Annotated in this window: 11 protein-coding genes; 6 read left to right on the top strand and 5 right to left on the bottom strand. The window is 39.9% G+C overall.

Annotation, left to right across the window (positions count from 1 at the left end; genetic code table 11):
- Positions 1-45: 45 nt before the first annotated feature.
- The 3 genes from U0R11_RS00590 to U0R11_RS00580 form a co-directional block, all read right to left on the bottom strand.
- On the bottom strand, positions 46-1269 hold the full coding sequence (locus U0R11_RS00590) for a glycosyltransferase family 4 protein (protein ID WP_406749319.1): 1224 nt from the start codon (positions 1267-1269) through the stop codon (positions 46-48).
- Positions 1266-2762 carry a polysaccharide biosynthesis C-terminal domain-containing protein gene (locus tag U0R11_RS00585; RefSeq protein WP_406749318.1) on the bottom strand — a complete coding sequence of 499 codons (1497 nt, stop codon included), beginning with the start codon at positions 2760-2762 and terminating at the stop codon, positions 1266-1268. Before U0R11_RS00585 ends, U0R11_RS00590 begins: the two co-directional genes overlap by 4 nt.
- 61 nt (positions 2763-2823) lie before the next feature.
- A complete protein-coding gene (locus U0R11_RS00580) occupies positions 2824-3927 on the bottom strand; it encodes a glycosyltransferase (RefSeq protein ID WP_406749317.1) in 1104 nt (367 codons plus the stop codon).
- Positions 3928-4035: 108 nt separating this feature from the next.
- Between U0R11_RS00580 and U0R11_RS00575 the strand changes: the two genes are divergently transcribed.
- Positions 4036-4965: an NAD-dependent epimerase/dehydratase family protein gene (locus U0R11_RS00575; RefSeq protein ID WP_406749316.1), complete on the top strand. Its 930-nt coding sequence runs from the start codon at positions 4036-4038 to the stop codon at positions 4963-4965.
- Positions 4966-6428: 1463 nt separating this feature from the next.
- Here the strand turns inward: U0R11_RS00575 and U0R11_RS00570 are convergent.
- Together U0R11_RS00570 and U0R11_RS00565 are read right to left on the bottom strand one after the other, a co-directional pair.
- Entirely contained in the window at positions 6429-7130 is a 702-nt protein-coding gene (locus tag U0R11_RS00570; protein ID WP_406749315.1) for a class I SAM-dependent methyltransferase, read from the bottom strand.
- 2 nt (positions 7131-7132) lie between these two features.
- Complete coding sequence (locus U0R11_RS00565; protein WP_406749314.1) at positions 7133-8245, bottom strand: hypothetical protein; 1113 nt, start codon at positions 8243-8245, stop codon at positions 7133-7135.
- A gap of 93 nt (positions 8246-8338) precedes the next feature.
- Here U0R11_RS00565 and U0R11_RS00560 point away from each other — a divergent pair, with 93 nt between their 5' ends.
- From U0R11_RS00560 to U0R11_RS00540, 5 genes are read left to right on the top strand one after another with little or no spacing between them, the layout of a single operon-like run.
- Entirely contained in the window at positions 8339-9580 is a 1242-nt protein-coding gene (locus U0R11_RS00560; protein WP_406749313.1) for a M16 family metallopeptidase, read from the top strand.
- 2 nt (positions 9581-9582) lie between these two features.
- Entirely contained in the window at positions 9583-10062 is a 480-nt protein-coding gene (ispF, locus tag U0R11_RS00555) for a 2-C-methyl-D-erythritol 2,4-cyclodiphosphate synthase (RefSeq protein ID WP_406749312.1), read from the top strand.
- Between the two features lie 3 nt (positions 10063-10065).
- Positions 10066-12315, top strand: a complete 2250-nt coding sequence (locus U0R11_RS00550) for a RelA/SpoT family protein (protein WP_406749311.1) — start codon at positions 10066-10068, stop codon at positions 12313-12315.
- Positions 12316-12364: 49 nt separating this feature from the next.
- On the top strand, positions 12365-12850 hold the full coding sequence (locus U0R11_RS00545) for a Fur family transcriptional regulator (RefSeq protein ID WP_109322291.1): 486 nt from the start codon (positions 12365-12367) through the stop codon (positions 12848-12850).
- Between the two features lie 21 nt (positions 12851-12871).
- The gene (locus U0R11_RS00540; RefSeq protein ID WP_406749310.1) at positions 12872-14152 is read left to right on the top strand and encodes an adenylosuccinate synthase; all 1281 of its coding nucleotides are present in this window, start codon (positions 12872-12874) and stop codon (positions 14150-14152) included.
- Positions 14153-14155: the final 3 nt, after the last annotated feature.

Raw genomic sequence — 14155 nt, 5'->3', positions numbered from 1 at the left:
CAAAACAGCAAAAATTCAAATTAGTACAATTGAATATTGAATCCCCTACCGCTTTTTTTGATGATTAATGGCAAATTTAAAGGCCTCCATATAATTAGTTAAAACCGTATGGATATTGATTTCTTGTTCAATAATCTTTTTGGAAGCTAAACCCATGGCGGTGATTTTTTGGGGATTTTGAAATAAGTCAGCGATCACTTCCACTAGGCTTTTCAATGAACCGGATTCAAAATATCGACCATTGATGCCTTCCTTGACCAATCTTTTTTCTGTGCCATCAGCCACCGAACAAACCACGGGCTTACCAAAACACATGGCTTCATTGATGGATAAACCTCCCATGCCTGCCAATACATAAATGCCTGATGCTAAGGTGATTTTTCCTAACTCTTGCATGTCGTAGATTCCGCCCCAAAAATGAATGTACTCATTTGCCCCCAGGCTTTCAGCTTCTTGTTTGAGCGCAGCCATTTCTGGGCCATCGCCGACTATGTGTAATTCTGTTTGTGGAAATTGAGCTTTAAGCTGTACCGTTGCTTGAATGAGTAAGTCGACCTGTTTCCATTTGACCAATCTTCCCACATGCAGCAATCGATAAGGGTGCGTTTCGGGTAATCCTTCTTTTTCTATTGCGGCATATTGCTGAGCGATGAAATCGGTATCCGGGGAGTTAGCCGTTACAAAGACTTTTTCCTCAGATGCCCCATAGCTAGCGTGGATTTGTTTGGCTTCATCTAAATAGTTGATATGTGCATCCACTAGGTTAACAAAACGTTTCCTACTTTCCCTGACCATCCAATATTTCAGGTAGGCAAGTAGCGATGTGCTTTTCTGATGTTGTTGGTTATTTTCCGTAATTCCTCCTCCTCGTAAATAGTAATCAAGGGCATCAGGGTAACTTGGTACTTGAAATGGAATCTCTTTTGAAATCAGCGCTACGTTTTGTTGGCGCAAAAAGCGATACCATGAGGGATAAAAAACATAAGCCAATTGGTAGGGCCAATTGACCATCAAAACATCTGGTTTTTCTTGAAGTATTAAATCTTTTAAACCCTTAAAAAACTTTTTACCATAGTAGCTTGTGTACTCTTCGGCATAGATTACTTTGAACTCAATGCCGCTTTTGCTCTCAAAAACGCCAGCCCCCAACGTTGCTCCATTGCCTGATGGTACTACGACTACTACCTCCACACCAAATTCATGCTGTAATTTATTCAGCACCAAATTGTAATAATGAGGAAGGCCGCCGGCCAGTGACATTAATTTCATTTTTTCAAATAATTTTTAATCAATTGGTTCATGTCTGGAGATAAATTAAATTTCCAGGCGGCCAATAAAAATAAGGTGCTGACGCTTATGGTCTTTACACTAAGATTTAAAAACCAGCTAATCCATTTTTCTCCCTCAATTTCAGGTATTTGATTGACTAATAAGTAAATAATGCCACTCACCACTAAAATACCTAAGCTTCGTATTTCAAAGGGTTGTAAGCCCATTTTGATCCAAATGAACACGAATTTGATGGCATTATAAATGAATAATGCCAAAAGGCTAGCAAATGCTGCACCATTAAATGAGTAAAGCGGAATAAATATGAGGTTTCCCACTACTACTATACTGGCCAATACAATATAAAAAAGTAGGTCGTAGCGGTAAAATTTTGAGTTAATCAAAATTTCCGAATTTAAACCTGTGCCCATATCAATGATTTTACTGATGCCCACCATCAAGACTACCCAGCGGCCAGTTTCATAGACTTCACTCCTAGGGATGATTTGGTAAATTTGATCCAGATTTACCCAGACCAAAAGAAACAAAAAGCAGCCCACCAAGAGTAAGTTTAAAGACGATTTCTTGTAAATCTCTTCTATTTGGCTGGTATCATTTCTCTTCCAAGCTTGGGCCAATAGGGGTGTAGAAATTGCCGCAATCACGTTTCTGGGTATGGCAATCATTAAAGCCATACGGGAGTTAATATCAAAAATGGCTGTTGTCCCTAAACCTCCTGCATAAGCGGGTAACATAATTTTTTCAACATGTTGAATCAGCGTGAAACTGGCTCCTGCTAATATCACCCAAGCCCCATAGCCCATCATTTCTTTGAAAATAGGCTTTCTCAAAAAGGAGAAATCCATTTTGGTGTAAAAGCGTTTTAACTGTTTAATGTAAAGTAAAAGCGCCACAACGGCTAGGATATACGATACCGTGATTCCTTGAACCAATTGATGAAAATTCAAATAACCCCATCCATAGGCTACAATTAATAAGGCATTGGCAATTCGTAAATAAAGCTCCCGAATGATCGCAGGAACCACGATGCGTAAATGTACTCTGGCGTAAGATTCCAACACACTCATGTATAGAAAACTGGCCGTTAGGGGGATGATGTAATAAAAATAAGTCGGGAGTAAAGGAGAGTTCTCAGCATAAAATTGATTGAAAAGTCCCCTAAGTGCTATATAGCCCAAACTAAAAAAGCCCAATCCTACCAAAGGAGAAAGCAGCAAAAAAGTAAAAAAACCACCATGCTGATTTTCCGGATTATCGAAATGTGGGAAAAAGCGAACGGCAATATGAGGTATACCAAAATGGGTAAAAGAGGAAAAAATCAAGGGAATGCTGACTAAAGCACCGGCTATCAAACCAACCTCGGCTTGGCTAAGAAATTTATTGTAAAGAAAAATGACATTGAACGTCCCGATGGCCGTACCTAAATAGGTAACTATTGAGCCTTTTAAACTTTGTCGGATGACGATCCCCATGCGAATTTTTTAGAATAATCAACAAATTTACACAATTGCCTTCATTGAACGAATTCAATTTTTAGGACAATAACTGTTTAATGCTTTGACTCAATTTTCCCACCTCATAATGTTCTTGCATATGCTTTCTTGCAGCTATTCCCATTTGTTGACATAATTCAGCATCCGAAGCCAAGCGTATCAAGGCATTTCCCATGGCTTCTACATCATGCTCATCCACTAAAATACCCGTAACTTCTTCTATCACGGCCTCGGGTATTCCAGCATGACGAGTAGATACAATGGCCAAACCTGTGGCAGATGCTTCTAAAATTGCAACGGGTGTGCCCTCAGAATCTCCTGATGGAGTAACTATGGAATGTTGGATAAAGGCGTCTGCTGCTTGTAATAACGGCAAATATTCCGCGGGCGACTTAGCTCCTAAAAAATGGATGTTTTTTTCTAAATGCTGGGATGCGACATAGTCTTTGGCCTCTTGCCATAATGGACCATCGCCAACCATATTGAATTGAGCGTCTGGAAATTGTTTCAACAGGATTTCAAAGGATTTGATGCTTAATATAGATCCTTTTTTGGCAGCAAAACGAGCAACTGAAATAAGCTGAAAGGTGGTCGATTTTTGCTTTTGTTTAAACGGATAAAACTGATTCAGATCCACACCACAGGGAATGACATGTAGATTGGGCAAAGGTCCGCAGATCTTTTCCAAGGTCGGTTTCATGGCGGAGGCTACCACAATAATGGCCTTAGCTTTGGGCAAGACTTGGGCATATTTTGCGCCATAATCTTCCAAAGTTTTGATTTCATTGGCATCAAAACCTAAAAAAACGATTCCAAAGGGGATGTTTTCGGCCGAGCATGCCTCTGAAATATGCGTTCCTAGTGGGCCATAATTGGCTAAAAAGGCATCTATTTGATTTTTTTGAAGGTATTTTCTTAAGAAATACGTGTAAATCTTTTGGTATAAATCAGGGAAAAGCCGACGAAGGCTACCTCGAACAAGCAGTTGATTCAATGGGAAGGGGTAAATGGAACCACCGTCGTACAATCGACTCGGCTGCCATCCTTCATACAGTACAGCATGCGGTTGAAGCTGTTTGATTTGCTCATCAATGAAAGTTTCAGAATAAGAAAAGTAATTGGATCGAGCAATGAGTAGCTTCATCGAATGGGGTTCGAGGTGAATGAATTAACGAAAATACGAAATTATTTTAAAGCCTTCCCGACTAGGTTAATCAAATCTTAGCTCTATTTTTGCAAGGCATTTACAGGTATGGAAAAAATATTACTCATTGGTGGAGCAGGCTTTTTAGGATTGAATTGGATTCAATTTCTAGAAAATCAAGTGGCTAGCCGAGAAGTAGCATTGACCGTCTTATCGCGGCATCATCATGCCGACTTAGCTCTATTTCCTCAGGTGAAATTTGTCCAAGGAGATTACGGGGATCTTGATGTATTGAATCGTTTATTTCTGGAAGAGCATTTTACTCAAGTTTTTCACTTTGCGAGTACCATTGTTCCTGCCACTTCTACCCAAAATGTTTCTGAAGATCTGGAAGCTAATTTAACTCCTACCATTCAATTGTTGGAAGTAATGAAGCAACATGATTGTCGCTTCTTAGTATATTTTTCTTCGGGTGGTGCCGTGTATGGACATGCTGGATTTGAGGCTCTCCATGAAAATCAGGCTTGTAAGCCCATTTCATCCTATGGCATCATCAAGTTGGCCGTGGAACATTATATTCAGTTGTATTCTAACATCCATCAGATTGATTATTTGATTTTGCGCTTGTCGAATCCTTTTGGGTATTTCCATCATTCAGATCAACAAGGTGTGATCAACATTGCTTTGCGAAAGGCATTGCGTGGAGAGACTTTTACTGTCTGGGGAGATGGCAGCCAAACCAAAGATTATATTTTTGCCGAAGATATTGCTAAGGCCATATTTCAACTGTGGCAGTCGGGCCATAAAAACGATACCATCAATATTGGATACGGTTCAGCCATCTCATTGTCGACCATTTTAGAAAAGATCAAAGGCCTAATTCCTAGTTTTCAGGTAGTGTACAAAGAAGCGAAACCTACTGACGTTCCGCACGTTTGCTTGGATATTTCTAAATTAGAATCACTCATTCCATTTGAAAAAACGCCATTTGATGAAGCCTTGGAGAGAACGTGGAAGTGGGAAGAAGGAAATTTATAATTATAAGTTATAGTTTATAAATTATAATTTGTGAATGCCTGAATGACGTTGACCGTTTTATCAATTTTTGAATTCTACATTGAACGGTTAATCCCAACGAAAGATTGGAACGTAGCATGAGCGAAGCGGCAGGCGCATCTTTGACCTTGTGCGTAGGCTAAAGCTAAGCGTCAAAGATTAAAGCCGTATGCAGAGTGACAATCGGTTCCGCGCAGCGGAATTCGTATTGGATTAACCGTATTTCTTCTGTTTTTTTTGTTTCTTTTTTTATGAAAAAAAAGAAATGCCAAAGAAAGTAAAGCTCCAGAAAAGGTGATGAATTCAAAGAGCTTAAAATACTTTTCGTTTCATTAATTCACATGGATTTTCTTTTTTTCTAAAAAAAGAAATACACATGTAATGACCTTAAAGTAGCGAGTGATTAAAACTGTAGAAGATTAACTTGATTAAGCATAGATTATCTAGGGTTTTCTTTTTTTTGAAAAAAAAAGAAACAAAAAAAAACTTGTTTTTTGTCGTTCCGCCAAGGCGAATTCTGCTTCGCAGAACCGGGATTCACTCCGCTATCGCCTATATTTTTGACGCCGACGCGCATCGCTTGTGCGCAAGGTCAAAATCTCGTCTACCGCTTCGTTCATTCCCTTTCGCTAGCAGAACGACGGGACAGAATGCATGAATGACGTTGACCGTTTTATCTCTTTTGGGATTCTACATTTTTAATTCTAAATCCCACTAAACCCTAATCACTTTATTTTTTCATTTTCCATTCTACAATTTACGGTTAATCCCACGAAAGATGGGAACGTAGCATGAGCGAAGCGGTAGGCGGATATTTGACCCAGTGCGTTGGCTAAAGCTAAGCGTCAAAGATTAAAGCCGTATGCGAAGTGAACGTCGGTTCCGCGAAAGCGGAATTCGTATTGGATTAACCGAAAACCTTCCTGTTTTTTTGTTTCTTTTTTTCTAAAAAAAGAAATACACATATAATGACCTTAAAGTAGCGAGTGATTAAAACTGTAGAAGATTAACTTGATTAAGCATAGATTATCTAGGGTTTTCTTTTTTTGAAAAAAAAAGAAACAAAAAAAAACTTGTTTTTTGTCGTTCCGCCAAGGCGAATTCTGCTTCGCAGAACCGGGATTCACTCCGCTATCGCCTATACTTTTGACGCCAACGCGCATCGCTTGTGCGCAAGGTCAAAATCTCGTCTACCGCTTCGTTCATTCCCTTTCGCTAGCAGAACGACGGGATTAAATATGCAAAATTCTCCATTCTCCATTTTCCATTCTACATTGAAAGATTGGAACGAAGCTTGAGCGAAGCGGTAGGCAAGAAATTGCAAATGATGAATTTTGAATTATAAATGGATGTAGAATTCTACAATCTAAATTTCCCCCTAATCCCTAATAACTAAACCCTAATCACTTTATTTCTACATTCTTCATTCAACATTGAAAATGAAATTACAATTTCTTCGCAACTAAAATAAACGTACAAGCATCCTCTCTTCTGGATTTATTACCAGCGATTTTATCGAAGAAGATGATGAAAGGTTGTAAGAGCATGGACCAAAGAGGACGAAGGACTTTTGGGAATTTGAATAAAAGACCATCTTGAAATAATTGGAGTCCCATGGAAGAGCGAGCAAGAATTCCTTCAAAATAGACTATTTCAAAGCCAGCTTCTTTCACAATCTTTTGCAAACCCGTAGAAGTCCATCGCCAGAAGTCGGTCGGGTCAGGATGAAACATCCAATAGCCATGAGTAGAAAGAATCAATTTGCCATCTTTTTGTAAAATCCGACAAGCCTCCTTTAAATAGGAGGTTGGATCTTCCACATGCTCCAATACCTGCGTAGATAAGACAAAGCCTACGCTTTCATCGGGCATGTCGATGATGCCTTTAGGATCTACCACCACATCCGCTTTGCTGTTGATGGCTAAGTCTAAACCAATGTATTGTTCTACAAATGGACCAAACAGTGGTTCATAAGGCTTATTACCACAGCCATAGTCGGCTAGCAATTGATGTGGAGAGTTTTTAACAAACAGTTCAACCACCCGTTCCAATTGCTTTCTTAATTGGATGAGGTAATAATAACGGGCCGACATCCTTCCCCAAATTTTGGGATACAGACGTTCCACTCCAGCTTCTCTACTTTCCATAATTACAATAGTTTGGATAAGCGATGGTACTCATCCTGCGAATTTTTATATTCAATATACTCCTTAGAAAGGTGTAAGTATTTTTTTGCTTTGGCTCTTTGTCCCGACTTATAAGCAATTCGGCATAATCCTAAATAGGATAAACCTCGGATATCTTTGGTAAACCTTTCTTCAAAAGGATATTGTAAGGATTTCAAATAATGCGCCTCTGCTTGAGCCATTTTCTTTTTGCCAAATTCATCAGCCATGCCTCTAAACACACATACGGCTCCCAAATAATAAGGAATTTTTAATTTATCTAATTTCTCATGGTAAATTTCCCCTTCTTCAAAATTATTAGTTAATGCCAATAATTCGGCTCTTTGAAGTAAAAATAGATGATTACCCGGAAAATCCTCCAATAAGGATTGATTGAGACCTAGGGCTTTTGCAGGCGTACCTTCGTATTTATTGTAGACATATCCCAGATAAAAACGACTTTCATTTTTTACAAAAATCGTTTTACGGGTGCTCTGATCTAGGTAATTTAATCCAGCCCGTTTATTTCCATCTTCAAAAAAGACCATCAAAGGTTTTATCACTGGATGAAGTTCTGGGTACACTATACGGTAATAATTATAAATACCCGCGGAGTATAAGAATTCGGGTTGTTTATCAGTATTTTTAAGCGCAATCTTCAGAAAGGAATAAGACTTGCGGGTATACGAAACAGCCTTCATGAAGTTCTGGTTATCCGCTTCAAATGCCGCTAAAAATCCTGTGGAAGAGATACAAAAAAAGACAGCTTCTAAATCATTTTCATTTTTTTCGTAGGCGGTTTCTGCCAAATCGAAACTTCGTTCCAAATAAGCTAAATAGGCCTTGCTTTGATTGGGATGGTCTTTTAAAGGAAAGTATTGTTTTTCCCATTGCATGGCCAACAATAAATAACTACTGGGGTGCTTCGGGTACTTTGTTTTTAGCGCATTGAAATCATCCGTAGCCTCTTTGAACTCATGGTTATACATGTGGTTCAAGCCGCTTGAAATCCATTCCTTGGCTTGATTGTCCGCTAATATTTGTCCTGAAATACTCCAAGACCAAAGACAAAAAAGCACCATAAAAAATCGCCGCATAAACACTCAATTGAATTGCAAAAATACGTAAGTACTGTGGTTTTTAGGCCTAATTTTTTACTTTTGTTTCTATTTTAACATTAAACTTTCCGAATGATTTCATTTCAAGAATTTAGCTTAGACAATGGCTTACGTGTGATCGTACATGAAGATCCCAGCACGACACTAGCTGTGATGGATGTGATTTACGATGTTGGTTCTCGAGATGAAGACCCCAGCCGAACAGGATTCGCTCATTTATTTGAACACTTGATGTTTGGAGGCTCTGAAAATATTCCCAATTACGACACTCCTTTGCAACGGGTAGGGGGTGAAAATAATGCATTTACCACACCCGATTTAACGAATTATTACATCAGTTTGCCCTACCAAAATCTAGAAACAGCTTTTTGGTTGGAGTCTGATCGGATGAAGCAGTTGGCTTTTAATCCGAATTCGCTGGAAGTTCAAAGAAAAGTGGTGATTGAAGAATTCAAACAACGCTATTTAAACCAGCCTTATGGTGATTTATGGCTCAAGTTTCGACCATTGATTTATCAACAGCATCCTTATCGATGGGCCACAATAGGAGCGGATATTAAGCACATTGAGGACGCGACTCTGGAAGACGTGAAGGCCTTCTTTTACCAGCATTATGTCCCAGCCAATGCGGTGTTAGTTGTAGCTGGTCGAGTGAAATTTGACGAGGTAAAAGCGTTAGCTGAAAAATGGTTTGGACCCATACTAGGAGGTGTGAAACCCGTTCGTCAATTGGTTCAAGAAGCAGTCCAGCAAGAAAACCGGAAGATGGAAATTTCGGCGAATGTGCCATCCAATAGGATATATAAAGCCTATCCCATGGTGGGGCGCTATCAGCCAGGTTTTCATGCCATTGATATGCTCGCAGATTTGATGGGTAGAGGAGAGTCTTCCTATTTATATGAGCATTTAGTTCAGAATAAACGCATTTTTGATTCCTTGAATGCCCACCAAATGGGTTCCGATGACCCAGGGATTTTGGTGATTCAAGGGCAAGTATGTGAAGGGGTGGACATTGAGGTTGCGGATCAGGCTTTGGAAGAACTTATCCAGGAGTTTGTACAATCTGGAATCGTAGAAAAAGCTTTGCAGAAAGTAAAAAATCAAGCAGAGGCAAGTTTAGTATTTATGGAAGTGGAGGTTTTGAACCGAGCTATGAACCTCGCCATGGCTGCTAATGCAGGAGATCCGAATTGGGTGAATACGGAAGCTGAAAAAATCCAAGCTGTTTCCCTAGAGGAAGTACAATCTTGGGCAAAACGCTTGTTTATTGATGGGAAATCGAATACCTTATGGTATAGGAAAGAAAAGAAATAGTCATGAAGATACGCGTAGGACAAGGGTATGATGTGCATCGCTGGGTAGAGGGTAGGCCCTGTATTTTGGGAGGTATTGAAATAGAATCACTGAAGGGTCCTTTGGGTCATTCAGATGCCGACTTGGTTTGTCATGTGATTTGTGATGCCCTATTAGGAGCGGCTAATTTACGTAACATCGGATTCCATTTTTCGGATAAAGATCCTCAATGGAAAGGCGTTTCCTCCATTGCCTTATTGACGCGCGTATTAGAAATGATTCGAGAAAAAGGATGGGAGGTAGGAAATGTGGACGTGACCATCATTTTGGATCAACCTCATTTAAATCCTCATATTCCAGCCATGCAGGCCAATTTAGCTCAAGTGATGGCGGTAGATTTGGATCAAATAACCTTGAAAGCAACCACCTCAGAAGGGATGGGTTTTGTTGGAAGAGGAGAAGGAATATCGGCCATGGCAGTGGCTCTAATTACTGCTGAGTAAGCTATGCCTATCAATTTAGAAAAAGAGCGATTAGAGATTTTAAAAAGGTACCGTAAGCTGCTGCGTACGGCCAAACCCTTTCTAAAAGATGATGATGCCAAGCAAATTAAAAAAGCATTTTTGATTTCTGCGGAGGCACATAAAGATATGCGTAGAAAATCTGGGGAACCTTATATCTACCATCCTTTGGCAGTGGCCCAGATCTGCGTTGAAGAAATTGGGCTTGGAACAACTTCCATTATTTCGGCTTTGTTGCACGATGTGGTCGAGGATACGGATACTACGTTAGCGGATATCGAGAAAGATTTTGGTCCCAAAATAGCTTCCATCATTGATGGACTGACTAAGATATCGGGGACATTTGAATATGGAACATCCCAGCAAGCGGAAAACTTCCGTAAAATGCTCTTGACCTTATCCGATGACATTCGTGTGATTTTGATTAAGCTAGCAGACCGTTTGCACAACATGCGAACCCTGTCTAGTATGGCCAAGGAAAAGCAATTGAAAATAGCTTCCGAAACCATTTATTTATACGCTCCTTTGGCACATCGTTTAGGTTTAAATGCCATCAAAACGGAATTGGAAGATTTGGGTTTAAAATACACCGAACCAGAAGCATTCAAAGAGATCGCCAATAAATTGTCCGTAAATAAGCGTAACCGCGAAAGCTTTGTCGATCATTTCATCCGTCCTATCAAAAAATCCTTGGATGAATTACATTTGAATTATACCATCAAAGGTAGGCCAAAGTCGATTTATTCTATTTACAACAAGATCAAAAGTAGCAATACACCTTTTGATAAAATTTACGATTTATTTGCGGTTAGGGTAGTGATTGATGTGCCTTTGGAAAGAGAGAAAGCCGATTGCTGGGAAGTATATTCCATTGTCACTGACCATTATCGTCCTAACCCAAGTCGATTAAAAGACTGGGTATCTACACCAAAATCCAATGGCTACGAGTCTCTACATACCACAGTGATGAGTTTGCCCTATGGCAACGATAAAGAAGGACGTTGGGTGGAAGTGCAGATCCGAACCAAAAGAATGGATGAGATAGCCGAGAAAGGTGTGGCTGCTCACTTTAAATACAAAGGAACGGATACTCGCACTAGTCAAGCATTTGAATCTTGGTTAAGTCAAGTTCGTGAAGCCCTAGAAACCAATGATAGGAGCCAGTCGGCTGTGGAATTGGTGGATGATATCAAAAATTCCTTATACCATGAGGAGGTATTTGTTTTTACTCCGAAAGGGAAATTGGTGGTTTTACAAGTGGGTTCTACGGCTCTAGATTTTGCATTTGAAATTCACTCTGAAGTTGGAGCTAAGTGTATTGGTGCCAAAGTCGGAGGAAAATTGGTGCCTTTGTCGCACAAGTTGAGCAATGGCGATCAAATTGAAATATTAACATCTTCCAAGCAAAAACCTTCGGAAGATTGGTTGCGCATCGTAACCACCACCAAGGCAAAGGCCCGGATTAAAGATTTTATTAAAGAAGAGAATAAATCACACGTCATCAAAGGGCGTGATATGATTGAGCATAGATTGAAGATTTTGGGGTATCCGAGTTTGACTTTGGAGATTACCAATCAGCTTCGAGCCTATTACAATGCCAAGGATGCCAATGACCTTTTCTATCGTTTCGGAAAAGGCTATGTCGCTATCGAGCAATTGAAGCATTGGAAGTCCGACAAAGAAATGCACGAGCGGAAGCAGGCAGAAAAGGCGATTCAGGTTCCCATTGTCGACAATAAGAGTTTCACCAAAGAAATGAAACGTGTGCAGCACGACCGTAAGGATGCTGATATTTTGTTGATTGGAGAAGATATGGACAAGGTAGATTATACCTTGGCAAAATGCTGTAATCCCATCTCTGGTGATGATGTGTTTGGTTTTGTCACCATCAATGAAGGGATTAAAATTCACCGAACCAATTGCCCTAATTCTCCCGAATTATTATCTCGACATGGTGACCGAGTGATAAAAGCACAGTGGGCGAGTCAAATTGCTATGTCTTTTGTCGTAGATTTGGTGATTCGTGGGATTGACCGGGTAGGATTGGTGAATGATGTAACGCGAGTGATTTCGGATGAACTTAAAGTCAATATTACGGCTTTGAATATTGGGGTGAAAGATGGACTTTTTGAAGGTCGGATTTCTCTCATGATTCAAGATACGGATCACTTGGTAGCCCTTGTGGGTGAATTAGAACGAGTCGCAGGAGTAATTGAGGTTGCCAGAGAAGAATAATAGCTTTTTTCAGTTTTTATAGCTTATTTTACGTCGTTTTTTTCGCTAAATGTCCACAGAAATAGATAAGTTCGATTCGGTTAAGAAAATTTTCACAGCCTACTTGGAAAACAAGGGTCTGCGCAAGACACCCGAGCGATTTGCTATCTTGGAGGAGATCTATTTGCGCGACGACCATTTTGATGTGGAGGAGTTATATATCTCCATGAAAAACAAGAAATACCAAGTTTCCCGTGCCACCGTATACAATACATTGGATGTATTGGTAGAATGTGATTTGGTGGTAAAACACCAATTTGGACGTAATCAGGCGCAGTTTGAGAAGTCTTATGGACGTAGGCAACATGATCATTTAATTTGTACGGATTGTCACAAAGTGACCGAATTCTGTGATCCCCGCGTTCAAACCATCCAAAGTTTAGTGGGAGAAATGTTGCATTTTAATGTGATGCACCATTCCTTGATTTTCTATGGATCGTGTACCAACAAGAATTGTGAACACCGAGCAAATTTCCAAGCGAGGTCTCAAGAATAAAAGATTTTAACAATAGTTTTTATGGCAGTTGATGTATTATTAGGCTTACAGTGGGGAGATGAGGGAAAAGGTAAAATTGTTGACGTTTTAGCCCCCCGTTATCAGGTTGTGGCAAGATTTCAGGGAGGACCCAATGCAGGTCATACCTTGGAATTTGATGGTTTTAAGCATGTATTGCATCAGATTCCATCGGGTATTTTCCGTCAGGAAGTACAGAATATCATTGGTAATGGTGTGGTGTTAGACCCCATCATTTTCAAGAAAGAAATTGAGGGATTGGCTCATTTTAACTTGGATTTGAAGAAAAACTTGGAAATCTCCAAGAAAGCGTCCATTATTTTACCAACACACCGTTTATTGGATGCCGCTTACGAGCTGGCTAAAGGAAAAGAAAAAATTGGCTCAACCCTAAAAGGTATTGGACCAACTTATACAGATAAAATTTCTCGTCAAGGATTACGTGTAGGGGATATGATTTCGCCTAATTTCCCAGAGAAATACAAAGCATTAGTCGATCGCCATAAAGCGATTTTGGATGTATACAAATACGAATACGATTTGACGGAAGCTGAAGCTGCCTTTTTTGAAGCGGTAGAATTCATGAAGCAATTTGCCTTAGTGGATTCCGAATATTCCGTGAATAATGCCATTAATTTAGGTAAGACTATTTTGGCCGAAGGCGCACAAGGTTCATTATTGGATGTGGATTTTGGTTCTTATCCATTTGTGACTTCATCCAATACCATTTCAGCGGGTGCTTGTACGGGTTTAGGTGTTGCGCCTAAAAACATTGGTGAAGTATTTGGTATTTTTAAGGCCTATGCTACTCGCGTAGGATCGGGTCCTTTCCCGACGGAATTGGAAGATGAAGTGGGAGAAGCCATGCGCCAAGAAGGTCGTGAATTTGGTTCTACCACGGGTCGTCCTCGTCGTTGTGGTTGGATAGATTTACCTGCTTTAAAATATGCCATGATGATCAATGGGGTGACTCAATTGATTATGATGAAGGCCGACGTGTTAAATATCTTTGAAGAGATTTTGGTATGTACAGCTTACGAAATGCCAGATGGTACGGTCACAGATCATATCCCTTTTGAGATTACGGATATTAAAGTAAAACCCATTTATGCGAGTCTAGCAGGATGGCATTGCAGTTTAGAAGGAATGCGTGATTTTAATGAATTACCTGCTGAGCTGACCAATTACATTGCCTTTTTGGAAAAGCATTTGAACTTACCGATCAACTTCATTTCGACAGGCCCAGATCGTGAGGCTTGTGTTTTGAGAGGATCATTGGCATAACAA

Origin of the sequence: Aquirufa salirivi (assembly GCF_045310485.1) — a bacterium.
GTDB classification, from domain to species: Bacteria; Bacteroidota; Bacteroidia; order Cytophagales; family Spirosomataceae; genus Aquirufa; species Aquirufa salirivi.
Note: the sequence above shows the minus strand (reverse complement) of the source record. Positions and strands in the feature narration are given on the sequence as shown.